The sequence below is a fragment of the Luteimonas sp. TWI596 genome (assembly GCF_039674105.1).
Lineage (GTDB): Bacteria > Pseudomonadota > Gammaproteobacteria > Xanthomonadales > Xanthomonadaceae > Luteimonas.
In genome coordinates this window covers 91992-116956 of record NZ_JBDJMU010000013.1, presented here as the reverse complement: position 1 = coordinate 116956, position 24965 = coordinate 91992, and the positions used below count along the sequence as shown (strand labels likewise).

The 24965-nt window shown below is 70.6% G+C and carries 20 protein-coding genes; 12 read left to right on the top strand and 8 right to left on the bottom strand.

Going from position 1 to position 24965, the window contains the following annotated elements; all coding sequences use genetic code 11:
• Nucleotides 1-497: 497 nt before the first annotated feature.
• A complete protein-coding gene (locus ABE487_RS11680; protein WP_346452901.1) occupies nucleotides 498-1814 on the bottom strand; it encodes a sialidase family protein in 1317 nt (438 codons plus the stop codon).
• 74 nt (nucleotides 1815-1888) lie between these two features.
• Between ABE487_RS11680 and ABE487_RS11675 the strand changes: the two genes are divergently transcribed.
• The 3 genes from ABE487_RS11675 (at nucleotide 1889) to ABE487_RS11665 (ending at nucleotide 5276) form a co-directional block, all read left to right on the top strand.
• Nucleotides 1889-2236, top strand: a complete 348-nt coding sequence (locus tag ABE487_RS11675) for a DUF2007 domain-containing protein (RefSeq protein WP_346443681.1) — start codon at nucleotides 1889-1891, stop codon at nucleotides 2234-2236.
• 103 nt (nucleotides 2237-2339) lie between these two features.
• Complete coding sequence (locus ABE487_RS11670; protein ID WP_346451581.1) at nucleotides 2340-4688, top strand: Tex family protein; 2349 nt, start codon at nucleotides 2340-2342, stop codon at nucleotides 4686-4688.
• A 126-nt stretch (nucleotides 4689-4814) separates the two neighbouring features.
• Nucleotides 4815-5276 (top strand): bacteriohemerythrin, encoded by a 462-nt coding sequence (locus tag ABE487_RS11665; RefSeq protein ID WP_346443678.1) that lies wholly within the window; start codon nucleotides 4815-4817, stop codon nucleotides 5274-5276.
• A gap of 42 nt (nucleotides 5277-5318) precedes the next feature.
• Here the strand turns inward: ABE487_RS11665 and ABE487_RS11660 are convergent, their stop codons facing one another.
• Nucleotides 5319-6194: a LytTR family DNA-binding domain-containing protein gene (locus tag ABE487_RS11660; protein ID WP_346448032.1), complete on the bottom strand. Its 876-nt coding sequence runs from the start codon at nucleotides 6192-6194 to the stop codon at nucleotides 5319-5321.
• Between the two features lie 152 nt (nucleotides 6195-6346).
• Here ABE487_RS11660 and ABE487_RS11655 point away from each other — a divergent pair, with 152 nt between their 5' ends.
• Nucleotides 6347-7579, top strand: coding sequence for an acyltransferase family protein (locus tag ABE487_RS11655; RefSeq protein ID WP_346451580.1), 1233 nt, complete (start codon nucleotides 6347-6349; stop codon nucleotides 7577-7579).
• On the opposite strand, the gene ABE487_RS11650 is transcribed toward ABE487_RS11655, so the two are convergent.
• The gene (locus ABE487_RS11650; protein ID WP_346451578.1) at nucleotides 7552-10473 is read right to left on the bottom strand and encodes a TonB-dependent receptor; all 2922 of its coding nucleotides are present in this window, start codon (nucleotides 10471-10473) and stop codon (nucleotides 7552-7554) included. The genes ABE487_RS11655 and ABE487_RS11650 overlap by 28 nt on opposite strands.
• Before the next feature lie 257 nt (nucleotides 10474-10730).
• Between ABE487_RS11650 and ABE487_RS11645 the strand changes: the two genes are divergently transcribed.
• Nucleotides 10731-11282, top strand: a complete 552-nt coding sequence (locus tag ABE487_RS11645; protein ID WP_346451577.1) for a hypothetical protein — start codon at nucleotides 10731-10733, stop codon at nucleotides 11280-11282.
• Between the two features lie 76 nt (nucleotides 11283-11358).
• On the opposite strand, the gene ABE487_RS11640 is transcribed toward ABE487_RS11645, so the two are convergent.
• The 5 genes from ABE487_RS11640 to ABE487_RS11620 form a co-directional block, all read right to left on the bottom strand.
• Complete coding sequence (locus ABE487_RS11640) at nucleotides 11359-12480, bottom strand: PLP-dependent cysteine synthase family protein (protein WP_346448038.1); 1122 nt, start codon at nucleotides 12478-12480, stop codon at nucleotides 11359-11361.
• 119 nt (nucleotides 12481-12599) lie between these two features.
• Complete coding sequence (locus tag ABE487_RS11635) at nucleotides 12600-13766, bottom strand: amidohydrolase (protein ID WP_346443671.1); 1167 nt, start codon at nucleotides 13764-13766, stop codon at nucleotides 12600-12602.
• 73 nt (nucleotides 13767-13839) lie between these two features.
• Nucleotides 13840-14622: a sulfite exporter TauE/SafE family protein gene (locus ABE487_RS11630; protein WP_346448042.1), complete on the bottom strand. Its 783-nt coding sequence runs from the start codon at nucleotides 14620-14622 to the stop codon at nucleotides 13840-13842.
• Nucleotides 14623-14677: 55 nt separating this feature from the next.
• Nucleotides 14678-15877 (bottom strand): formate-dependent phosphoribosylglycinamide formyltransferase, encoded by a 1200-nt coding sequence (purT, locus tag ABE487_RS11625; RefSeq protein WP_346451576.1) that lies wholly within the window; start codon nucleotides 15875-15877, stop codon nucleotides 14678-14680.
• Nucleotides 15878-16344: 467 nt separating this feature from the next.
• Complete coding sequence (locus ABE487_RS11620) at nucleotides 16345-17685, bottom strand: outer membrane protein transport protein (RefSeq protein WP_346443667.1); 1341 nt, start codon at nucleotides 17683-17685, stop codon at nucleotides 16345-16347.
• Between the two features lie 228 nt (nucleotides 17686-17913).
• Here ABE487_RS11620 and ABE487_RS11615 point away from each other — a divergent pair, with 228 nt between their 5' ends.
• From ABE487_RS11615 to zapE, 7 genes are all read left to right on the top strand, one after another.
• A complete protein-coding gene (locus ABE487_RS11615) occupies nucleotides 17914-18612 on the top strand; it encodes a rhomboid family intramembrane serine protease (protein WP_346443666.1) in 699 nt (232 codons plus the stop codon).
• A gap of 87 nt (nucleotides 18613-18699) precedes the next feature.
• Nucleotides 18700-19023 (top strand): DUF1820 family protein, encoded by a 324-nt coding sequence (locus ABE487_RS11610; RefSeq protein WP_183425241.1) that lies wholly within the window; start codon nucleotides 18700-18702, stop codon nucleotides 19021-19023.
• A 118-nt stretch (nucleotides 19024-19141) separates the two neighbouring features.
• The gene (locus ABE487_RS11605) at nucleotides 19142-20827 is read left to right on the top strand and encodes an electron transfer flavoprotein-ubiquinone oxidoreductase (protein WP_346443665.1); all 1686 of its coding nucleotides are present in this window, start codon (nucleotides 19142-19144) and stop codon (nucleotides 20825-20827) included.
• A gap of 136 nt (nucleotides 20828-20963) precedes the next feature.
• Nucleotides 20964-21479, top strand: a complete 516-nt coding sequence (locus tag ABE487_RS11600) for a c-type cytochrome (protein WP_346443664.1) — start codon at nucleotides 20964-20966, stop codon at nucleotides 21477-21479.
• A gap of 97 nt (nucleotides 21480-21576) precedes the next feature.
• Nucleotides 21577-23016 (top strand): ExeM/NucH family extracellular endonuclease, encoded by a 1440-nt coding sequence (locus ABE487_RS11595; protein WP_346451575.1) that lies wholly within the window; start codon nucleotides 21577-21579, stop codon nucleotides 23014-23016.
• Nucleotides 23017-23041: 25 nt separating this feature from the next.
• The gene (locus tag ABE487_RS11590; protein ID WP_346448051.1) at nucleotides 23042-23707 is read left to right on the top strand and encodes an alpha/beta fold hydrolase; all 666 of its coding nucleotides are present in this window, start codon (nucleotides 23042-23044) and stop codon (nucleotides 23705-23707) included.
• 49 nt (nucleotides 23708-23756) lie between these two features.
• Nucleotides 23757-24950 (top strand): cell division protein ZapE, encoded by a 1194-nt coding sequence (gene zapE, locus ABE487_RS11585; protein WP_346443660.1) that lies wholly within the window; start codon nucleotides 23757-23759, stop codon nucleotides 24948-24950.
• Nucleotides 24951-24965 lie beyond the last annotated feature (15 nt).

The following is a 24965-nucleotide window of genomic DNA, read 5'->3' as shown; positions in this document are numbered from 1 at the left end:
CGCTTGGGGCGGTCGCGCACTCACGGGCGCGTGGATTGCAACTTCCTGGTGACAACCTCCGAGGTCGACGGCCAGCGGTCGCGCCCTCACGGGCGTGTGGATTTCAACGTGATCGGCAGTCGCTCGCTTTGCTCGCCGCGGTCGTCGCGCCCTCACGGACGCGTGGATTGCAACATGATCGGCGGGTCGATGAGGAACTGCCACGAGCGTCGCGCCCTCGTGGGCCCGTGGTTTGCAACTTGGTTTCCAGCGGCGTCAGCGTTTCGGTGGGCTGGTCGCGCCCTCGCGGACGCGTGGATTGCAACCAGCGCGAGATTCACTTCGGTGAGTGCCGCGCCGGTGCGTGCCTTTACGGGCACGTGGATTGCAGCCCGTTTGTCGCCCCCGCCGCGATCGCAGGTACGCTCGCGGCGGTGCCTCGCACCGGCCGGCGCTATGCGCGCCGATCTCCCGCGCGCGCGGGGAAGGTGCTTTGGTGGATCGTCGCCGCCTGCACGTCAGCGCACGAGCCGCGCGCCCTGCAATTGCGGCGCGCCGTCGATGACGTCGGTCCAGACCACGTAGGCCTGCCCGCCGAGCACCTGTAGCTGCGGAAAGCCGGTCGCGCGGCCGCGCCCTTGCAGGCGGGCGAGTTCGATACGCTCGTACTCGGTCGCCAGGTCCAGGCTGCGCCGCGAGAGCCACAGCGACTGGCCGCCGGCGTCGTCCTCGCGCAGCCACACCGCCCAGGCCTGCGCGTCGTCGAGCGCGACGGCCACGCGCCCCTGCACCGCCGGGCCGCTGTCGAGCACCACCGGTTCGGCGAACGCATCACCGGCATCGACGCTGCGCGCCAGCTGCACGCGCGGCGTATCGCCGGCGGCGGTGTACCAGCCCACCAGCACCGCATCGGCCTGCGCCGCCACCGACGGCCCGTTGACCGGGCAGGCGGGCATCGTCCAGTCGTCGGCGTGCACGCGCGCGGGCGGGCGCCAGGCGCCGTTCTCCAGGCGCGTCAGCATGACGTCACGGACCTCGGCCTCGGTGCGGCCGCGATAGACGACGACCGGACCGCGCCCGGTGACCGCAGCCGCGGTCTGGCAGCAGTCGCAGACGCGGGCATCGATCTCGTGCTCGACCGTGCGTTGCAGGTTGGCGTCGAACACCGCCGCGCGCAGGGTCATCGGCGCACCCGCATGCGCCTCATGGTCGCCGTCGGCGTCGTCGGGATGGCCACCGCCGGTGTTGCGGCCGTCGAGCCAGGCCAGGCCGAGGCCGCCGCCCTGCGCCCACATCGACACGAAGCCGTGCTCGGTGGCGGTGCCATCGTCGTGGGCGGGGATCGGCGCGCTCCAGTTGGCGCCGCCATCGCGCGAGCGTGCGAGCACCACGTCGTAGGCGTAGGGCGCATCGCCGCGCTTCTGCAGCCAGTGCGCCCACAGCGCGCCATCGGGTGTCGGCAGCACGTGCGGGGTGTCGGCCCAGTTGACGAACATGCGGTTGCCGATCGCGATCGTGGTCGGCGCATTGCGCCAGCGCTGCGCCACGGGATCGAAGCGCGAGTACTGGAACGCATGACGGCGTCCCTGCCGCGAGTTGATCCAGCTCAGCACCAGCAGGCCGTCGGGGCCGGCGACGAGGTCGGGCGCGCTCGAGCCTGGCCCTGTGGCCGGCAACGGCCAGTCCACGCGCTGGCTCGGCGCATCGACCGGCGCATCGACCGGCGTGTTGGCGGCGGGTGCGGCCGGGGCTGCCTCCTGGCCGCCGCATCCGGCGAACGCGAGCGCGAGCAGGCTGGGAAGGACGATGCGCGGAGCGCGGAGCGGACGGGACATGCGCGGCCTCAGCGTGAGAACGTGTTCAGTGCGCAAGGGTACTCTTTGGCCGTGTTCGCCGCCGTCGCCGTCCGATGACCGTCATCGTCGCCCGCTACACCGATCCGCTCGAAGCGCAGCTCGTCTGCGGCCGTCTGCAAGCCGAAGGCATCGACGCCTTTGTCGGCGACGCGCACATGGCGCTGGCGAACTGGGAGTGGCGGCTGGCGATCGGCGGGGTCAAGGTGCACGTGCCCGATGCCGAGCTGGCGCGGGCCCGCGCGATCATCGCCGAGCTCGATGCCGGCGCGTATACGCTGCCGGACGAGGGCACTTCGGCGCAGGCGCCGGTGCCGGTCGATCGCGAGAGCTGGTCGAGCCGTCTGGCCTGGGTCGCGCTGGTGGTGTTCCAGCTGCCGCTGCCCTGGCGCCGCCGCCGATAGCGGCCCAACCTGCGCACGGCGGCCTTGTCAACGGGTTCCGCTGCCGCGACCTGGGGGCCACAATCCGCCCGCGGCACCGCTGCCGCGACAGCTTTCGGACCCGATGTACCAGCCCGACGCCGCTCTTTCCCGCAGGATCGCCGAGACCATCGCCGCCGAGATCGGCGCCCAGCCCGCCCAGGCGATCAGTGCGATCGCGCTGCTCGACGAAGGCGCGACCGTGCCGTTCATCGCGCGCTACCGCAAAGAGGTCACCGGCGGCCTGGACGATACCCAGCTGCGCAACCTCGAGGTCCGCCTGGGCTACCTGCGCGAGCTCGAAGAGCGGCGCGCCGCGATCCTGGCGAGCATCGACGAGCAGGGCAAGCTCACGCCCGAGCTGCGCGGGGACATCGAGGCGGCCGACAGCAAGGCGCGCCTCGAGGACCTGTACCTGCCCTACAAGCCCAAGCGCCGCACGCGCGCGCAGATCGCCCGCGAGGCCGGGCTCGAGCCGCTCGCCGACGGCCTGCTGGCCGACCCGACGCAGGTGCCCGAGGACGTCGCTGCCGGCTTCGTCGATGCCGACAAGGGCGTGGCCGACGTCAAGGCCGCGCTCGAAGGCGCGCGCGCGATCCTGATCGAGCGCTGGGGCGAGGACGCAGCGCTGATCGGCGAGCTGCGCGACTGGCTCGACGCCAACGGTGTGATCCGGGCGAAGGTCGTCGAGGGCAAGGAAACGGCTGGCGAAAAGTTCCGCGACTACTTCGACCATGCCGAGCCGCTGGCGAAGATTCCCTCGCACCGCCTGTTGGCGCTGCTGCGCGGCCGGCGCGAGGAGTTCCTGACGCTCGAGCTCGACCCGGGCAATGACGCCGAGCAGGGCAACGCGTACGCCGAGGGCCGCATCGCGCTGCATGCCGGCATCGCCGAGCGCGGCCGCCCGGCCGACGCCTGGCTGCGCAATGCCTGCCGGCTGGCCTGGCGCGCGAAGATCCACCTGCATCTGATGATCGACCTGCTGGGCAAGGCGCGCGAGAAAGCCGAGGGCCAGGCGATCGAGGTCTTCGGCGACAACCTCAAGGACCTGCTGCTGGCCGCACCGGCCGGCCCCAAGACCGTGCTCGGGCTCGACCCGGGCATCCGCACCGGCTGCAAGATCGCGGTGGTCGATGCGACCGGCAAGCTGGTCGCGACCGAGACGATCTACCCGCACGAGCCGCGCCGGCAGTGGGACCAGTCGCTGCACGTGCTGCAGGCGCTGTGCACGCGGCACGGCGTGCAACTGGTCGCGATCGGCAACGGCACCGCCTCGCGCGAGACCGACCGCCTGGTCGCCGATCTGATCAAGCGCGCGCCGGAACTCAAACTGCAGAAGATCGTCGTCAGCGAGGCCGGCGCGTCGGTGTACTCGGCCTCCGAGACCGCCGCGCGGGAGTTCCCGCAGCTCGACGTGTCGCTGCGCGGCGCGGTGTCGATCGCGCGGCGCCTGCAGGACCCGCTCGCCGAACTGGTGAAGATCGAGCCCAAGGCGATCGGCGTGGGCCAGTACCAGCACGATGTCGATCAGTACCGGCTGGCGCGTGCGCTCGATGCCAAGGTCGAGGACTGCGTCAACGCGGTCGGCGTGTTCGTCAACACCGCGTCCAGCGCACTGCTGGCGCGCGTGTCGGGGCTGTCGGCCGGGGTCGCGGAGAACATCGTCGTGCATCGCGACGCCAACGGGCCGTTCAAGCGCCGCCGCGACCTGCTCAAGGTGCCGCGCCTGGGCGAGAAGACGTTCGAGCAATGCGCGGGTTTCTTGCGCATCGCCGACGGCGACGAGCCGCTCGACGCCTCGTCGGTGCACCCCGAGGCCTATCCGGTGGTCGAGCGCATCGTCGCGGCCACCGGCCGCCCGATCGCCTCGCTGATCGGCGACGGCAGCTTCGTGCGCGGGCTCAAGCCGGCGCAGTTCACCGATGCGCGCTTCGGTGAGCCCACGGTGCGCGACATCCTCAAGGAGCTGGAAAAGCCCGGTCGCGACCCGCGTCCGGAGTTCAAGGCCGCGCAGTTCGCCGAGGGCGTGGAAGACATCAAGGACCTGCGCGAAGGCATGATCCTCGAAGGCGTGGTCAGCAACGTTGCCGCGTTCGGCGCGTTCGTCGACATCGGCGTGCATCAGGACGGGCTGGTGCACATCTCGGCGCTGTCGGACACCTTCGTCAATGACCCGCGCGACGTGGTCAAGGCCGGCGACATCGTCAAGGTCAAAGTGCTGGAGGTCGACGTGGCGCGCAAGCGCATCGCACTGACCCGGCGCCTGGACGATACGCCTGCACCGCGCGAGGCACGCGGCCAGCGCGACGCAGCAACGCGCGATCCGCGCGGGCCCGGCCGCGGCGGCCGCCCGGGTGGCGGCGCGCCCAAGCCGAGTGCGCCGCCGGCCAACAACGCGCTCGCCGACGCCTTCGCACGCGCGCGCCGCAGCTGATCCCACCCGCGTTGCGCGTGCCGGACAAGCACGCGCAACGCGCGGCGTCATTGCGTCCGATCAAGGCCGGCCCCCGGATCGCCGCCCAAGATGCCCTGCAACCAGACGGATGGCGGGGCGAGGACGATGTCGGTAGTGGTATGGCGGGCCGAACTGGACACGGGCATCGATGTCATCGATGGCCAGCACCGGCGGATCGTCGACATGATCAACCAGCTCGAACTCGCGCGGCACGGGCACTCGCGCGAAGCCGTCAGCGAGGTGCTCGACGAGCTGGTCGACTACACGCTGTCGCACTTCGCGTTCGAAGAGGCGCTGATGGAAGAAGCAGGCTATGCGTTCTGCGCCGCCCATCGCCGTGTCCACGAACTGTTTGCGCGCCGCGTCCAGGAGTATCGGCTGCGCTTCCAGGCCGGCGAGGATATGCTCGACGAATTGCGCGCAATGCTCGTGCGCTGGCTGTTCAACCACATCCGCAGCGACGACAAGGCCTACTCACCGACAGTCAAGCAGCATCTCAACGGCTTCGCCAGGACGCACGAGAACGGCGGCTGGCTGCGTCGCACCCTGCTGCGCTTCTTCCGCTGAAGCAGACCGGCGCGGCGCCCGCGCACGCGCCGCAGCGGTGGATCAGCCGCCGGTCGCCGCGCGCAGCGCCTCGCGGCAGCGCCGGCTGCACGGCACCACGGTGCCGTCGTCGAGATGGAGCCGCGCATCGCCGCTGTCGAGCGGCTCGATCGAGGCGATGCGCGCGACGTTCACCAGATGGCTGCGGTGCACGCGCACGAAGCGCGCCGGATCGAGCCGGGCCTGCAGGTCGGCCAGAGTGCTGCGCAAGGGATACACCTTGCCGCGCACGTGCAGGTTGGCGTAGTTGCCGGCGGCCTGCACCCATTCGATGTCGTCGGCGGCGACCAGGAACTCGCGACCGAGCTTGCGCACCAGGAAACGCTCGGGCCGCTCCACTGGCTCCACGGGCGCTGCGCCGTCGTCGGGCGCGGCGAGCAGCGAGGCCTCGCCCTGCAGGCGCCTGAGCAGCAGCCGGTAACCGTGCAACAACACCACGATGCCCAGGAACGTGCGCACGTCCTTGAGGTATTCGTAGAGATAGGCATCGTCGAAGCTGTAGCGGGCGCCGTGTAGCGCATAGACCGCCTTGCGGATGCCGACCATCAGGCCCACGTGCAGCAGCGACCAGACCACGCTCGCCAGCGCGTACAGCGGCAGTCGCCGCCACCAGGTGTCCAGGTGCACCGGCCAGCGCGCGGTGAACCAGACCGTGGCCGGAACCAGCGCCAGCAGTGCCAGCGCACTGCCCGCCTCCCAGCTCACCACTTCCCATTGCGCGCTCCCAAGGCCCGCGCGCTGCACATCGATCCAGACGGTCGCGCTGTTGCCCACTGCCGACAGCAGGCAGGTGACCAGCCAGTAGCCGACCTCGAGCGGGCGGCGAATGGCCAGATAGCGTTCGGCCGCGGACGGCGCATCGGACGGGCGTGAGGACATCGCGGCATTGTAGGCAGCCGGCTCGCGGCCGCGGGCCGCGCCGCCCCGCGGGGCCGTCCGTTCGTCCCCGGGGGCGGTCGTCTCGGCCCTTGCCGCGCCGGTGGACGGGCCCTGGGGCCGACGATGGCGCTCCCTTCCCATGGGCAGCTCCCATGTCCCGACGCCACGACATCGACGCCCTGCGGGTGATCGCCTTCGGCCTGTTGATCCTCTACCACGTGGGCATGGTCTACGTGGTCGACTGGGGCTTCCACATCAAGAGCCCGACCCTGCTGGCCTGGGTCGAGTGGCCGATGGTCGCGATCAACCGCTGGCGCATGTCGCTGCTGTTCTTGATCTCGGGGCTGGCGCTCGGCCTGGTGCTGGCCCGGCGCGCGCCCGGTGCGCTGGCGGCGCGCCGCAGCTGGCGCCTGCTGCTGCCGCTGGCCTTCGGCATCGTCGCGATCGTGCCGGTCCAGGCCTACTGCGAGGCGCGCATGCTGGGCACGATCGACCCCGGCTACGGCGCCTTCCTGCTGCGCTACCTGCAGTTCCGGCCCTGGCCGGTCGGCACGTTCACCGGCGCCGAGTACGGCTTCACCTGGAATCACCTGTGGTACCTGCCCTACCTGTGGGCCTATACGCTGCTGACGCTGGCCGCGCTGCCGCTGCTGCGCCGCCTGGACGGTGCCCGGCTGCGTGACTGGCTCACCACCCGCGGACGCTGGCTGCTGTGGCTGCTGCCGCCAGCCTGGTACGTGTTCGCCCTGCTCGTGCTCGACCCGCGCTTCCCGTCGACGCACGCGCTGGTCGACGACTGGTTCAACCACGCGCGCTACTTCGTGGTGTTCGCCTTCGGCGTGCTGATCGCCGGCAGCGCGCCGGTATGGGACGCGCTGCGCGCGCGGCGACGGACGCTGCTGGCGTTCGCCCTGGCGACGGGCAGCCTCTACCTGGCGCTGCGTGCGCTGGGTCGCTGGGAGCCCGACGTCGCTGCGCTGTCGCTGATGCCGGCCGAAGGCTGGCGGATGCTGGTGCGCGTGGTCCAGACCGTCTACTGGTGGACCACCCTGCTCGCGCTGCTGGCCTGGGGCGTCCACGCGTTGAACCGGCCGTGGCCCGGCCTGGCCTACGCCAGCGAGGCGGTGTACCCGTGGTACATCCTGCACCAGAGCCTGATCGTGCTGGCCGCGTACTGGTTGATCCCGTTAGGGCTGGGCCCGGTGTGGGAACCGCTGGGGGTGCTGGCGATCACCGTGGCCGGCTGCGTGCTCATCCACGAACTGCTGATCCGGCGTGTGCGCTGGCTGCGACCGCTGTTCGGGCTGGCGGGAGACAGCGGCCGGCGCGCATCGCCGGCCGCATCCCCCGCCGTGGCTCAGAAGTCCACGCCCAGCCGTGCGTAGACGAAGCGGCCCGGCAGGTCGTAGGTCGAGGCATCGTAGCCGTTGAGGCTGCAGCTCAGGCACACCGGCGGCGTCTTGCCGGTGAGATTGTTGACGCCGACGCTCACCCGTGTGCCCTCGAGCCAGGCGGTGCTGCGCCAGGACAACTGCAGGTCGTGGTAGGTCGTCGCGCCGAGCGCGTTGCGGTCGTTGGCGCTGTCGGGGCAGATCGCAAAGCCGATCGCACCGCCGCACGACTCGACCAGCCGGTCGATGTAGCGCATGGTCCAGGCCAGCGACCACGGCCCACGCGTCCAGTCGGTGACCAGGGTGCCGGTCCACTCGGGGATCGCGCTGTTGTTGACCTCGACGCCGGGCCGCCGCGGCTCGGCCTGGCCCGACTCGTTGACCAGTTCGTAGCGGCCGACCCAGGTCGCCTTCGCATCGAAGCGCAGGCGGCCCCAGTCGTGCTCGGGCAGCGTCCAGCCGGCGGTGAAATCCCAGCCGTCGGTCTTGATCGTGCCGAGGTTGGCCAGGATGTCGTCGAAGCGGATGATCTGCCCGCGCTCGCTGCGGTCGTACGAGGCGCAGGCCAGCGGATCGCGAGTGGCGATGCAGCGTTCGAGGATCGCCTGGGCGTCCGGAGCCTGGATCGCGCCGTCGATGTGATGGCGGTAGAACGTCACGCCCAGGTCCAGGCGGTCCGACCACGCCACGCCGTCGGCGAACGACGGGCTCCAGACCGCGCCGACCATCAGGCTGCGGCTGTGCTCGGGCTCGAGCTCGGCATTGCCCGAGGTCACCACCGAGATCTGCGAGTTGGTCTGCTCGTAGCCTGCCGGCACGCCGTCGGCGGCGCAGACCGGCGACGACGAGGCGGCGCCCGAACAGGGATCGACGAGGGTCGCGTCGAAACGGCTGAGCGTGCCGTAGAGCTCGCCGATCGACGGCGCACGGAAGCCCTCGGCATAGCTCATGCGCAGCAGGAACTCGTCGGCCGGCTGCCAGCGCAAGCCGACCTTGCCGGTGGTCTCGCCGCCGAAGGTCGAGTAGTCCGAATACCGTCCGGCGATACTCAGATCGAGGCTGTCGCCCAGCCACGAGTCGCGCAGCAGCGGCACGTTGAACTCGGCATAGGCCTCGTTGACGTCGTAGTCGCCCGAGGTCGCGCCCGAGGGCACGCCGTTGTACTCGCCGGCGATCGTGATCGGGTCGGGGGTGTAGCTGCCCTCGTAGCGGCGATGCTCCAGGCCCGCCGCGAACGACAGCGCGCCGGCCGGCAGCCGCGCGAGATCGCCGGTGATGTTGGCCGAGGCCAGGGTCAGCGTGTTGCGGCTGGCATCGCGCACCACCGGCTGGATGAAGGCGAGCATCTCCTGGGTGATCGTGCCCGGGCCACCGAACACGTTCAGCGGCACGCAGCCGGTGATCGCCGCGCACGCGTCGGGGTCGCCCAACGCTTCGTTGATGCGACGCACATTGTAGCTGCCGACGTTGACCTGCTCGGCGCGGCTCTGGCTGCGGACAAGGTTGACATCCCAGTTCCAGGTGCGATCGCCGACGCCCAGCAGGCCCTCGAGCCCGGCGGCGGCGTACCAGGTCTTGACGTCCTGGGTGTAGCGGCGCGGTCCGCCCTCGACCGGACGGCGACCGAGCAGGAACAGGTTCGGGTCCTCGCCCTCCGTGGTCAGATCGAAGCCGAAGGGGTTGTAGGGATTGCGCGCGGAGATTGTCAGCCGCTGCTCGGCCCAGGGGTTGTAGACGCCGGCATCGGTACCGAGGAAGAACGGCTCGGGCGCAGCCTGGTTGGCCGAGGTGCGCGTGTTGTACAGCACGCGGGTATAGGCCGACAGCTGCGGGCTGAACTCGAAGCGCACCTGGCCGAACACCGACTTGCGCTCCGACGGGGTCAGCAGCAGGTTGTTGGGCGCGAAGTTGTAGCGGTTGTCCGTGCCGAACTGGATGAAGTCGTCGATCGTGGTGCCACCCGGAAAGCTCGCACCATTTGGCAAGGTGATGTCGCAGGTCGCCGACCCGGGGATCGGCGCACCGGCCTCATCGGTGCTCAAAGGGCAGAGGCCGCCGTAGGTGTTGTTGCCGTCCGCAGGCGCGAAGACGAAGCGTCCGCCTGGCGTGGCCGAGCTGCCGTTGGCCAGCCCCGTGCCCGGCACCGGCACGCTGGCGTTGTCGAACTTGGTCGAGGCGATCTGCCGCTGCTTGTAGTACGAGGCGCCGAAGAACCACTGGGCGCGCTCGCTGTGCCCGCCCCAGCCCAGATCCGCGCCCCAGGTCGCACCGCCGAGGTCGTCGTACTCGCCGTAGTGCAGGTCAAGGCTGCCGCCGTCGGCATCGCGACGGGTGATGATGTTGACCACACCGGCGATCGCATCGGAGCCGTAGATCGACGACGCGCCGTCCTCGAGCACTTCGATGCGCTCGATCAGCGACAGCGGAATGGTGTTGAGGTCGACGGCCGAGCCGACGCCCGAGGCCGAGGACTCGTTGACCCAGCGGATGCCGTCGACCAGCACCAGCACGCGCTTGGCGCCCAGGTGCCGCAGGTCGACCGTCGCGGCGCCGGCGCCGACGCCGCCGCCATCGGGCGGAAAACCGAAGTTGCCACTGGAATTGAACTTGGTGTTGAGCGCGGCGCCGCTGGCAGTGAGGGTCTGCACGATGTCGGCGACGGAGGTGAACCCGCTGCGCTGGATGTCCTCGCGGGTGAGTACCTGGACCGGGACCGCGGTCTCCATCTCCGCCTTGCGGATGCGGGTGCCGGTGACCTGCACAGTGTCGAGCGTGCGCGCCTGCGGCGCGGGGGCCGGGATCTGCTGGGCGGCAGCGGCGAGCGGAAGAACGACGAGCAGAGACGACGAGACGGCTGCGGCCAGTCGGTGGCGGCGGATCGGCATCATGCGGGCTCCTGTAGCGGGGGGCACCGGCCTCCTGCCGGCGTTTTCGTTGTAACGAATCTTTAACCTGGCCGCACCTGGGGTCAGCCCCAGGTTGACTCCCCCGCAGGCCGGCGCCGCGGGCAACGGATCGCCACTCTCGACGCGCGCAGGCCTGGCTGCAGGGCGTCCGGCCCGCAACGCGGGTGCGTGCGGGCCTGCATGCGAGGCTGACGCAGCGCCCGCTAGGCTGGGGACCCGTCCACCCGCGAGCCTGTCCCATGCGCCTGCCCTTGCTCCTGCTGTCCACCGCCCTGTTGGCGGCCTGTTCGCAGCCGGCTCCGCCGCCGGCCTCCGCCACTGCCGACGCGCGTCCGTCGTCCGACGCCTCTGCACCGGCCCCGTCCGCCGATGCACCGGCCCCAGTGCCCGAGGCCGCACCGGCCGCCGCGGTCGAATCGACGGGCGATGCACGCCGGCGCATCGGCCAGGTGCTGGGCGATGCCGCGCCCTACGAAACCGTGTTCACTGCCCTGCAGAAGGGCGTGGCCGCTCACGACGCCAAGGCCGTGGCCGCACTGCCGATCTACCCGCTGCGCGTGAAGGTGGCGGGCCAGGAACGCGAGATTGCCGATGCAGCCGCGTTCGAGCGCGAGTACGACCGCATCATCACGGCCGATATTGCTCGGGCCGTTGCCGCACAGACGTTCGACGCCCTATTCGTGAACGCGCAGGGCGTGATGCTGGGCAACGGCCAGGTATGGATCGGCAGCGTCTGCGCTGACGCCGCCTGCGCGCATCCGCAGGTTGGCATCGTCGCCATCCAGGACTGACGTTGCAGGCGCCGGGCGCCGCATACGGCGGCGCCCGGTCACGGCGCCCGCCCGTTGGCTTGCGCGTGCGTCGGGGCTAGCCGCCCGCCTGATCGCGGACCGCGTCGACGAGCGACGGCAACTCGGCGCCGGTGTCGGCGCTGGCCCGGATCGCGGCATCGGCCGCGTCCATGTCGAAGCCCTGCGCGGCGATCCAGTCGGCGCTGTAGTAGCTGTGCGCGTAGCGCTCGCCGCCATCGCACAGGATGGTGACGATCGCGCCGCTGCGGCCGGCCGCGCGCATGGTCTGCGCGACCCGCAACACGCCGACGAAGTTGGTGCCGGTCGAGCCGCCGACGCGCCGGCCCAAGCGCGCATTGACGTAGCGCATGCCCGCCAGGCTCAGGGCATCGGGAACGCGGACCATCGCATCGACGCAGCCGGGAATGAAGCTGGGCTCGGCGCGCGGCCGGCCGATGCCTTCGATGCGCGAGGGCGGGGTCGGCGCGAGGTCCTCGGGCGCCGGCTCGCGGCGCAGGCTGCGCGCATAGTGGTCGAAGAACGCCGAATGCTCGGGATCGGCGCACAGCACCCGGGTGTCGAAACCGCGGTAGCGCGCATAGCGCCCGATCGTCGCGCTGGTGCCGCCGGTGCCGGCGCTGCACACGATCCACGCCGGCACCGGGTGCACTTCCTGCGCCATCTGCTTGAAGATCGACTCGGCGATGTTGTTGTTGGCCCGCCAGTCGGTCGCGCGCTCGGCATAGGTGAACTGGTCCATGAAATGCCCGCCGCATTCGCGCGCCAGCTGCATCGAGGCCGCGGCGATGTCGCAGGCGTTCTTGACCAGATGGCAGCGCCCGCCCTGGAACTCGATCGCGGCGATCTTCTCCGGCGACGTCGAGGCCGGCATCACCGCGACGAACGGCAGGCCCAGCAGCCGCGCGAAGTAGGCCTCCGACACCGCGGTCGACCCACTGGAGGCCTCGACCACCGTGCTGCCCGCACGCAGCCAGCCGTTGGCCAGCGCGTAGAGGAACAGCGAACGCGCCAGCCGGTGCTTCAGGCTGCCGGTCGGATGGCTGGACTCGTCCTTGAAGTACACCTCGATGCCGGGAAAGCCCGGCAACGCCAGCGGAATCAGGTGGGTGTCGGCCGAGCGGTTGAAATCGGCCTCGATCTTGCGGATGGCCTGCGCCACCCAGTCGCGGTTGGGCATGGGGCACTCGAAGGAACATCGGGACGCCGCGCGTCGCGGCGGCGCGAGGACAGCTTAAGCCCTGGCCGGGCCGGCGGCGAATGCCACCGGCCCGGCGCGCGGACGCGCGGGCGCGGTGCTCAGCCCAGGCGCCGGCGCACGATGCGGTCGAACACCGCGACCGCGACCGGCAGCAGCGCATCGTCGAAACGGAACGTCGGGTGGTGGCACATGGCGCTGTCCATGCCCAGGAACAGGTAGGCGCCGGGCCACTGTTGCAGCATGTACGAAAAATCGTCGGAAAAGGGGTAGGCGCGCAGATCGGTGCTGACGTTCTCCGCGCCGAGCACGTCGCCGATCGCCTCGGCCGCCAGCGCGGCCTGCGCGGGTGCGTTGACGCACGGCGGGCACGAATGCGGGATCTCCAGCCCGATCGTGCAGCCCGAGATCTGCGCATGCCCCTCGCACAGCGCGCGCAGGCGAGCGAGCAGCGCCTCGTGCACGTCCGTCGACAGCGAGCGGATCGTCCCGCTGAGCGAGGCGGTCGAGGGAATGATGTTGTGGGTCGTGCCGGCCTGCAGCGAACCGACATTGATCAGCGCCGCTTCCATCGGGTCGATGTGGCGGCCGACGATCGCGCCGATGTCCACCGCCAGGCGGGCGGCCACCTGCAGCGGATCGTTCGCACGATGGGGCGCGGCCGCGTGACCGCCGATGCCTTCGATCGCGATCTCGAACACCGCCAGCGACTGCAGCGTGGCGCCGGCGCGCACGCTGGCCCGGCCGGACGGGAGCGCGGGCATGTTGTGGAAGGCATAGACCTCGTCGCAGGGGAACCGATCGAACAGCCCGTCCTCGATCATCCGGATCGCGCCGCGCCCGCCCTCCTCGGCCGGCTGGAAGATCAACACCACGCGCCCGCTGGCCGGCGGATACGCGACCAGGTGGCGGGCCACGCCCAGCAACGCCGCGGTGTGTCCGTCGTGACCGCAGGTATGGGCCACGCCGGGACGCTGCGAGCGGAACGGCAGGTCGCTGTCCTCATCCATCGGCAGCGCGTCCATGTCCGCACGCAGACCGATCGACAGGCCCGGCGCGCCGCTGTCGATGACAGCAACCACGCCGGTGCCGCCCAGGCCCGTATGCGCCTGGAGGCCGAGCGCGCGCAGGGTGTCGGCGACCAGCGCCGAAGTGCGCTGTTCCTCGAAACCGAGCTCGGGCCAGGCGTGGATCGCCTGGCGCCAGTCGGTCATCGTCGGCGCCAGCGCGCGGATCGATTCGGGCACGTGGGGGGAAGACACGGTCATCGCAACACTCCATCGGCGGCACAGCGCGCCGGTTCGAAATCCAGGGGGACGCGGGCGCCGGCAGCGCGGCGGCTCACCACAGCAGCAGGCTGGCGCCGATGCAGTACATGAAGATCGCGAACACCCGCTTGAGCGCCGGCCCGCTGATCGCATGCGCAAGCCGGGTGCCCAGCGGCGCGACCAGCACCGAGGCCAGCGCGATGCCGATCGCGGCCGGCAGATAGACATAGCCCCAGGCCATCGACGGCAGCACGTCGCCCGGCGCCTGCAGCGCATAGCCCGACGCACTGGCCAAGCCGATGAATACACCGCAGGCCGCGGAGGTGCCGACCGCACGCACCGGCTGCACGCCACGCCAGACCAGCAACGGCACGGTCATGCTGCCGCCGCCGATGCCCACCAGCGACGAGGCAATGCCGATGCCGATGCCGGCGCCGGTCATGCCCGCGCCCGACGGCACGACCGCCGCCCCGGTCTCGGGCGGCGAGCGCGACAGCAGCATCTGGGTGCCGGCGAGCGCGCAGTACGCGATCACGCCGTACTTGAGCACCTCGCCGTCGAGCCCGATCGCCAGCCGCGCGCCCAGCCAGCCGCCGATCAACATGCCAGGCACCAGCCAGGCGACCGACGGCCACAAGACACTGCCACGACGGTGGTGCGCGCGGGCCGACGACATGCCGGTGAGCACGATGCTCGCCAACGAGGTCGCGAGCGCGGCATGCATCGCGGCGTCCTTCGGAATGCCATAGGCCGGCAGCAACCAGACCAGTGCGGTCACCAGCACCAGCCCGCCGCCGATCCCCAGCAGGCCGGCCAGGATCCCTGCGACCGCGCCCAGCACCGGGAACAGCAGCATCGACGCACTCAACACGGCCGGCGGCCTCCGAATGCACGACACGGCACCACGGCGCTCACGTCAACTCGATCGAGATCGCCGCTGCCGCCTCGCGGGCCGTGGTCCGCGCGGCCTCGACGTCCTCGCCGCGCGCCAGGGTCACGCCGACCCGGCGCTGGCCCGCCACCGACGGCTTGCCGAACAAGCGCAGCGCGCTGTGCGGCGCCTGCAGCGCCGCCGCGACGCCCGAGAACGCGGGCACGCCATGTCCCTGCGCGAGCAGCGCGCAGGACGCGCCGGGTCCGGTGAGCAGCACCGTCTCGTCGCCATCGACCGGGATCGGCAGGCCGAGGATCGCGCGCGCATGCAGCGCGAACTCGCTCAGGTCCTGCGAGGCCAGCGTGACCAGGCCGGTGTCGTGCGGGCGCGGCGAGACCTCGCTGAACCAGACCTCGTCGCCGCGCACGAACAGTTCCACACCGAACACCCCGCGCCCGCCCAGGTCGTCGGTGACCGCCCGGGCGATCTCGCGGGCCCGCGCCAGCGCGCGCGGCGACATCGCCTGCGGCTGCCAGCTTTCGCGGTAGTCGCCGGCGATCTGCACATGGCCGATCGGCGCGCAGAACGCGGTGCCGCCGGCATGGCGCACGGTCAGCAGCGTGATCTCGTACTCGAAGTCGACGAAGCCCTCGACGATGCAGCGCCCGGCGCCCGCACGGCCGCCGGTCTGCGCGTAGTCCCAGGCCGCATCGATGTCGGCCGCCGTGCGCACCGTGCTCTGGCCCTTGCCCGACGACGACATCACCGGCTTGACCACGCACGGCAGGCTGATCGCTGCGATCGCCTCGCGGTACTGCGCATGGGTATCGACGAAGCGATAGGGCGACGTCGGCAGGCCGAGCGTCTCGGCCGCGAGCCGGCGGATGCCCTCGCGATCCATCGTCAGCCGCGTCGCGCGTGCGGTCGGCACGACCTGCAGCCCTTCCTCGCGTTCGAGCGCGACCAGCGTGTCGGTGTGGATCGCCTCGATCTCGGGCACCACCAGATGCGGGCGCTCGGCGTCGATCAGCGCGCGCAACGCGGCCGGATCGAGCATGTCGAGCACGTGGCTGCGATGGGCGACCTGCATCGCCGGCGCATCGGCGTAGCGATCGGCGGCGATCACTTCGACGCCGAATCGCTGCAGCTCGATCGCGACCTCCTTGCCCAGCTCTCCCGAGCCGAGCAGCAGCACGCGGGTGGCGGACGGGGACAGCGGCGTACCGAAGATGGCCATGGGGGACGGTTTTCCGGGAAAGGCGGGGGCAGACCGGGAATTCTAATCGCCCGGCGCCAGCCGCCCCAGCCGGGCCACACGCAGCGGCGTCCGCAGGCCGCAGCGGCATATGCAGGTTCCAAGTGCGGGGATGGAAGTTCCACTCCGGATGCGCAGCCGCCTGCCAGCCGCAAGCCGCTCTCCCCTCGGTCAAGGCCGGCCATGCGAAGCATGCGTGGCGTTCGCATGGATGCGCGGCAGTGCCGCGCACGCCATCCATGCTCCCCCCTGCCTTGACTCGGGCGCGCGCCCGCGCCGCTTCGCGGGTCGGTCCTGCCCGGCGTGCTTCGCCGGGCAGGACCGTGGGCGGGCTGACCGAGCCGGGAGCAGTCCCCGCCGGCACGACGCGCGTTTGCCCTGCCTTCGGCGAAGAACCAAAAAAAGACCCCGCCGAGGCGGGGTCTTTTCGTCAAGCCAAGCCGCTGCGATCAGAAGCGGTACTGCGCCGACACGCCGAACAGGTTGGCGTTGCCGTCAAAGTCGCCGTAGACGCGCGCGCCACCACTCGTGGTGTCGATCCGCGGATTGCGCGGCTCGATGCGGGTGTAGGCCAGGTTGACGTCGAACGCGTCGTTGAGCTTCCAGGTCGCACCCACCGAATAGAACATGCGGTTGGCATCGGGCAGGCGCGGCGTGCGGTGCTCGATGCTGGTCGGCGTCTCGTCGTAGGCCACGCCGCCACGCAGCGTCCAGGCGTCGTTGAGCTGGAACTCGGCGCCCAGCGAGTAGAAATCGCTGTTCTTCCAGTCGAACGGCTCGACCGAGTCCGGATCCGGGTTCTCGAACTGGATGCGCACCTCGCGCAGCGATTCCCAGCCTGTGCGAGCGTAGGTCGCCGCCAGCATGAGGCCATCGGTGACCTGCCAGGACGCGCCGACGTTGAGGATCGACGGCGTGGTCAGCTTGGCACGGGCCTTGCCATCGATGAACAACGGACGGGTCATTGGCCTGGCATCGAACACCGCGCGCGCATTGCCGGGCACGGTCCAGTCGACGGTGCCGGTCAGCTCGTAATCGATTTCCGAGCGATAGCTCACGCCGATCGACACCGCGTCGGTCGGACGGAAGTGCGCGCCGATCAGCCAGCCAAAGCCGTTGTCGTCGCCCTGCACCTCGGCCGTGCCGTCTGCGCCCTGCGGCTGCGCGAACGGCAGCGGCACGCCGCTCGATGCCAGCAGACCGCCAAAATCCACGCCCTTCGACAGCGTGACGTCCGCGCGCGAGGCGATGACGCCCAGGCCGACCGAGAAGCGGTCGCCCAGGTCCACCGCGCCCGACAGCGTCAGGTCGACGATCTTCACTTCCGACTTCAGCGCCGCGTAGCGGCCCACCCAGCCCGGGTCGTACTCGGTCTTCAGGCCGAACGGCGCGCTGACCATCGCGCCCAGCGCGGTGCCGTTGTCGAACTTGTGCACGACCGACAGCGCCGGCACCGGGGTCACATCGCCTGCGTTGCCGCCGTTGCTGCCGGACATCGGGCGGCCGAGGGCATCGACAGCGGCTCCCTTGTATTCGTAATTGAGGTCGATGACGGTCAGGTCGGCCTGCACAGTCGTGCCTTCGAACTGGGTCATCACCGCCGGGTTGTTGGTGACCACCGAGCTGTCGCCGGTCTTGGCGGCGGTGCCCGCGAACGCGGCGCCCATCGACTTGACGCTGTTTTCCTTGAGCTGGAAGCCGGCGGCGTGCGCCTGGCCAGCGAATGACAGGGCGCCGGCGATGCCGAGCGCCAACGCGGTGCATTGAATGATGCGGGGGTGGGTCGCCATGGTCGCCTCTCTCCGAAGGTGTGCTTATGGTCCGGGCCTCGCTCGCCCGAACGGGAGCGAAGCCGCGTCTTGCGTGCCCGTTCGCCTTCGGAAAACCCCTCCCGACGCGCTCGGCGGGCGCACTATACCGTACCTAACCGTCTGGAAACGTGCTGCATTGCGGCATACCGGACACCCCCCGCGACGCGCTTTACCCGCGCCTGCGCGCCCTCGACAATGCGTGCGCCCATGTTCGTCTCGATCCCCAATCGTCGCGCCAAAGCCCCGCTGCGCTGGGCCGTGCCGATGCTGTTCGTGCTGCTGTGGGTGACGTTCCTGTGGGCGAGCACGCGCTCGGCCAACGAGCACTACGCCCTGCTGCTCGACTGGGGCGCGCTGTACGGCGAGCCGGTCGGCACCGACGGCGTGCTGGTCAACTGGCTCGACCCCGGCCCGTGGCTGCGCCTGGTGACGGCGTTGTTCCTGCATGCCGACTGGGCGCACCTGCTGGGCAACCTGGTGTTCCTGCTGATCTTCGGCCTGCCGGCCGAGCGCCTGATGGGCGCCTGGCGGCTGCTGGTGCTGTTCGTCCTGGGCGGGGCAGTGGCGAACCTGGCCGCGGTGCTGGCGATCGGCGCGCCGGACCGGTTGATCATCGGTGCCAGCGGCGCGGTGTCCTCGCTGATCGGCGCTTACCTGGCACTGTTCCCGCGCGCGCGATTGGGCGTGGTCGTGCCGCTGGGCCTGTTCCTGGAGTTCGTCCGCGCGCCGGCCTCGCTGTTGATCGGCGTGTGGGCCCTGCTGCAGGTGTTCTTCGCCTATATCGGCCCGGCCTTCGGCGCGGTGGCCTGGGCTGCGCATCTGGCCGGATTCCTGGTCGGCGTCGTTTTTGCGCTCGTCTCGCGCCACGCGATCGGCCAGCGGCTGCGGCGACTCAAGGGCTATTGAAGGCCTAACGCGAACAATCGGGACCGGGCATTCGAAGGCGCCGGCCGTGGCGTCGCTTAGCCCAAGCCCGGCTCTTATACTTTCGCCATGACCGCCAAGACGCTCTACAAGATCACCTTCCTGACCCACGGCAAGGTCTACGAGCTGTATGCGCAGCGCGTGGAGAGCGGACGGCTGTGGGGCTTTGTCGAAGTCTCGGATCTGGTGTTCGACGTACACGATGGCCTGGTCGTCGATCCGACCGAAGAACGCCTGCAAGCCGAATTCGGTCACACCCGCACGCTGCATCTGCCGATGCAGAGCGTGCTGCGGGTCGAGGAAGTCGAGAAGAAGGGGCAGTCGGCGATCCGCGATGCGACCTCGGGCGAGAAGGTCGTCACGCCGTTCCCGTTGCCTGCCAAGCCGCGCTGAGCGGACCGCGCAGGCCGGCGCGCTACACTTGCCGGCCGCGGCCACCCCGCCATCGCATGCAGGTTGCGATGCTGTCCGACGGACGCTCCCATCACCCAGGCACTCGCCCAAGGCAACGATGACGACACCTCAGGAATTGCTGCAGACCCACGGCCCGCGCGAATCGATGGAGTACGACGTGGTCGTCGTCGGGGCCGGTCCCGGTGGCCTGTCGACCGCGATCCGGCTCAAGCAACTGGCCGCCGAGGCCGGACGCGAGGTGTCGGTCTGCGTGCTGGAGAAAGGCTCCGAACCCGGCGCGCACATCCTCTCGGGCGCGATCGTCGATCCGCGCGCACTGACCGAACTGATTCCCGACTGGCAGGCACAAGGCGCGCCGCTGAAGCAGGCAGTCACCCGCGATGCCTTCCTGTTTCTGGACGAGACCGGCGCGAAGGCCACGCCGGACTTCCTGTTGCCCGACTGTTTCAAGAACCACGGCAACTACATCGTCAGCCTCGGCGCGGTCACGCGCTGGTTGGCGACGCAGGCCGAAGGGCTGGGTGTGGAGATCTTCCCCGGCTTCGCCGCCGCCGAAGTCCTCTACACCGAAAATGGCGCGGTACGTGGGGTTGCGACCGGCAACCTGGGCATCGGCAAGGATGGCCAGCCGACCGCCGAGTTCCAGTTGGGCATGGAACTGCATGCCAAGTACACGATCTTCGCCGAGGGCTCGCGCGGGCAACTGGGCCGCGAGCTGATCGCGCGCTTCGCGCTCGACGACGGCCGCGACCCGCAGAGCTATGGCCTGGGCATCAAGGAGCTGTGGCAGGTCGACCCGGCCAAGCACGAGCCGGGCCTGGTGGTGCATACCGCCGGCTGGCCTTTGAGCGACGACACCTACGGCGGCTCGTTCGTCTATCACGCCGAGGACGGCAAGGTCGCCATCGGCCTGGTCGTCGGCCTGGACTACCGCAATCCGTGGTTGAGTCCGTTCGAGGAATTCCAGCGCTTCAAGACCCATCCGGCGATCCGCCAGTACCTGGAGGGCGGCAAGCGCATCGGCTACGGCGCGCGCTCGATCACCGCCGGCGGCCTGCTGTCGATTCCGAAGCTGGTGTTCCCGGGCGGCGCGTTCGTCGGCTGCGAGGCCGGCACGCTCAACGCCAGCCGGATCAAGGGCAGCCACGCGGCGATCAAGACCGGCATGCTCGCCGCCGAGGCCGCATTCGCGGCGCTGGGCGAGGGCCGCGGCGGCGACGAACTGGCCGCCTACCCGGCCGCGTTCGAGTCGAGCTGGCTGCATGCCGAACTCGCGCAGGCCAAGAACTTCAAGCAGTGGTTCAAGAAGGGCCGCACGACCGCGACCCTGATGACCGGTGTCGAGCAATGGCTGCTGCCCAAGCTGGGCATCCGCACGCCGCCTTGGACACTGCACCGCGATCGCCCCGACCACGCCTGCCTGGAGCCGGCCGCGCAACACGCCAAGATCGCCTATCCCAAGCCCGACGGTGTGTTGACGTTCGACCGGCTGAGCTCGGTCTACCTGTCGAGCACCAACCACGACGAGGATCAGCCCGCGCATCTCACGCTCAAGGACCCGCGCGTGCCGGTGGACGTGAACCTGGCGACCTACGGCGGGCCGGAAGCACGCTACTGCCCGGCGGCGGTCTACGAGTTCGTCGAAGGACCCGACGGCCCGCGGCTGCAGATCAACGCGCAGAACTGCGTGCACTGCAAGACCTGCGACATCAAGGACCCGACGCAGAACATCGTCTGGGTCGCCCCGCAGGGCGGCGGCGGCCCGAACTACGCGGGGATGTGAGCCTGCGCAAGCGGCGTTGCACCGCGGCGATGCTGCGCCGCCGCGACGGAACGCCGCAGGCATTTTCGCCGACCTGGCCGTATACTCGCCGACAGCTGTGGTCCGCGGACCATGTCGCCAAAGCCAAGGGTGCTTCGTGCGCAACTACGATCTCGAATTCCTCAAGCGCTTCTCGATGGTGCTGGTGTTTCTGACCATCGTCACACTGGGCCTGATCGCTGGCGCCTGGTTCCTGCATCGTTCGCTACCGACCGAAGTCCCGCCCAACGTCGCCCAGCGGACCGAGGCACGCATCGCGCCGGTGGGCGCGGTCTATGCCGGCGCCACCGGTGCCGCCGCGCAAGCGGCCGCATCGGCTGCAGCGGCGGCCGCAGCGACCTCGCAGGCCGCCTACGGCGGCACGCTCGAAGGCTCGGTGATCTTCGAGAACCTGTGCGCGGGCTGCCATACCTCCGGCGCCGGCGGCGCGCCGACGCTCGACCACGCGCACTGGGATGCGCGACTCGCCCAGGGCAAGGACACGCTGTACAAGCATTCGATCGAAGGCTTCACCGGCGCGGCCGGCGTGATGCCCGCGCGCGGCGGCAACCCGGCACTGACCGACGAGCAGATGCACGCCGTCGTCGACTGGATGGTCGACAATCTGAAGTAAGCTGCGGCGCGCCGCCATGCCCGGCGCTGCCCGATGCTCGAGACGCCGCCTTCGGGCGGCGTCGTCGTTTCGGCCCTGCCCGCCTGGAGTTTCCGTGATGCGCATGCACTTGGCCCTACCGCTCTGCCTGTTGCTCGCCGCCTGTCGCGCGGGCAGTCCCGTCCATGAGCGCGCGCCCGGCCACGAAGCGGCGACGCCCGCACCGGTGACGCTGTCCGCAGCGCCGGCCGACTGGACGCCGCTCGCCGGCCAGCGGGTCCGCATCGACGCGCCGCTGACGGTCAGCGGCCGGCACCGGCTGGCCCGCGATGGCGCGCTGGTGGCGAGCTTCGATGGTCGTCTGTTCACCCCGACCGAGATCGCCCGTCCCGGACCCGATGCCGCAGCCGTGGCTGCAAGCAACCGCGCACGCCGCATCGAGCTCGACGACGGCCGCGACGATCCGCCCGAACGCGGCGTGCCGTGGTATCTGCCCGAGCACGCACGGGCGTTGCGCACCGGCAGCGTGCTGACCGGCGTGGAAGGCATCGTGGAACGCAGCGACGATGGCTGGCGGCTGCGCGCGACCGCGCGACCGGCGGTCGCCCTGGCGCCACGCCCGGCACCGCCGCAGGTCGGCGGCGACCTGCGGATCGCCGCCTTCAACCTGCAGAACCTGTTCAACGGCGACGGGCGCGGCGGCGGCTTTCCCACCGCACGCGGCGCGAAGACGCCCGAGGCACTGGCACGCCAGGTCGCCGGGCTGGTCGCCACGATCGCCGCACTCGACGCCGACATCGCGGCCGTGATGGAACTGGAGAACGACGGCTACGACGCCGACGCGAGCATCGCCCAACTGGTGGGTGCGCTCAATGCCGCCGGACCTGCGCGCGATTGGCGCTTCGTCGACGCCGGCCAAGGGCCGGGCGACAACGCGATCCGGGTCGGCCTGCTCTATCGCAGCACGCGCGTCCGGCCCCAAGGGGCGCCGGCGATGCTCGAAGGCGGCCCGTTCGTGGCCCACAGCCGCGTCCCGCTCGCCCAGGCCTTCGTGCCGCTGCGCAACGGTCGCGATGCAGGTGCGGGCTTCTCGGTCGTCGCGGTGCATCTGAAATCGAAGGGCTGCCGCGACGCCGAGGGCGCCGATCGCGACCAAGGCGACAGCCAGGCGTGCTGGAATGCCACCCGCACCGAGTCCGCGCGCCGGCTGCTGGCCTGGCTGGCGAGCGACCCGACCGGCAGCGGCGACCGGATCGCCGTGGTCGGCGATTTCAACGCCTACGCAATGGAGGATCCGGTACGCGCATTCGTCGACGCCGGCTGGCGCGACCCCTTCGACACCGAACCGGCGCCGACGCGCTACAGCTTCGTCTTCGATGCGCAGTCCGGTCGTCTGGACCATCTGCTGCTGAGCCCGTCGCTGGCGTCGCGCGTGCACGGCGCGGCGAAGTGGCACAACAATGCCGACGAGCCCGATTCGGGCACGCCCGACGGCACGCCGTGGCGCAGTTCCGACCACGACCCCCTGGTCGTGGGCCTGCGTCTGCGCGGCGAGTAAACGCACGGGCGTTTATCATCGCGGCATGATGTCCCCCACCTTTCCCACGCAATCCGGCCCATTGACGCTGGCCGGCCCCGTCGGCGCACTCGAAGCCGCCATCGATCTGCCTGAGGCCGACGTCCCCGCGCTGCCGCTGGTCGCGGTGGTCTGCCATCCGCTGCCCACCGAGGGTGGCACGATGCACAACAAGGTCGTGACGATGGTCGCGCGCTCGCTGCGCGAACTCGGGGCGACCACGCTGCGCTTCAATTTCCGCGGCACCGGCGCCTCCGAAGGCCAGTTCGACCGCGGCGACGGCGAGACCGACGACCTGACCGCCGTGGTCGAGTGGGTGCGCCGGGAGCGGCCGGGCGATGCGCTGTGGCTGGCCGGTTTCAGTTTCGGCGCCTACGTGTCGTTGCGTGCCAGCGATGCGTTGAAGCCCGATCTGCTGATCTCGGTCGCCCCGCCCGCCGGGCGCTGGGATTTCGACCGCATCGTGCTGCCCGACTGCCCGTGGCTGGTGATCCAGGGCGAGTCCGATGAGATCGTCGATCCCGAGGCGGTCTATCGCTGGCTCGAGGAGCGCGACGCCCAGGCCGAACTGGTGCGCATGCCCGACACCGGCCATTTCTTCCACCGCCGGATGATCGACCTGCGCGGTGTGGTGAAGAACGGCGTGCGGGGTTACCTGCCCGATCCGCGATGATCGACACCCGCCTTGCCCGCCCCGGCGACGCCATGATGCGAGGCCGGCGATGAGCCTGCCGCCGCTGCCCTCCGAGCGCTACGCCGCAGGCGTCGCGCGCGGCGATTGGCAGCACGACCCCGCGCAGCAACCGGCGCTGGTCGAGCTCGACCGGCTGCACCGGGCCCTGCACGAGCCGCCGCCCCGGCGCGGCCTGCTCGGCCGCCTGTTCGGCGGCGACGGTCACGACGATGGCATCCCCGGGCTGTACCTGTGGGGCGGCGTGGGGCGCGGCAAGACCTTCATGATCGACCTGTTCCACGACGGCCTGGCGCTGCGGACGCACAAGAGCGAAGCGCGCGCCGACGCGTCGGCGCCTGCCGCGCCGCGCGACCCCGAGCGCAGTCCCGAGCCCGATCCCCGACTGGGCGGCAAGCGGCGCACGCATTTCCACCGGTTCATGCGCGAGGTCCACGCGGCGTTGCGCGCCCATGCCGGCGAGCGCGATCCGCTGGCCGCGATCGTGCGCGGCTGGCGCGACGCCGGGCTGCGCGTGCTCGTGCTCGACGAGTTCTTCGTCAGCGACATCGGCGATGCGATGCTGCTCGCACGGCTGCTCGAACGCATGGTCGCCGACGGCATCGTGCTGGTGACCAGTTCCAATGCCGCGCCCAGCGACCTGTACAAGGACGGCCTGCAGCGCGCGCGTTTCCTGCCGGCGATCGCGCTGATCGAGCAGCACTGCCATGTGGTGCATCTGGAGAGCGACACCGACTACCGCCTGCGCGCGCTGACCCGCTCGCCGGTCTATCGCACGCCGCTCGATGCGGGCGCCGATGCCTGGCTCGACACGCGCTGGCGCGAGTTGGGCGGTGACGACGCGCATCGCGACGCCGGCATCGAACTCGACGGCCGTCGCATCCCGGTACGCGCGCGCTGTACCGGCATGGCCTGGTTCGACTTCGACGCGCTGTGCGAAGGCCCGCGTGGCGCCAGCGACTACATCCAGATCGCGACCGAGTTCCACACCGTGCTGCTGGGCGGCGTCCCGACGATGGATGCCCGCCGCGACGACGCGGCGCGCCGGTTCGTCACGCTCATCGACGAGCTCTACGACCGTAGCGTCAATCTGGTGTGCACCGCCGACGCCGAGCCGCCACAGCTCTACGCAGGCGAGCGGCTGGCGGCGGCCTTCGAGCGCACCGCCTCGCGTCTGATCGAGATGCGCAGCGCCGAATACCTGCTGCGGGCACACCGGGCGTAATCGACGCCGCCCACG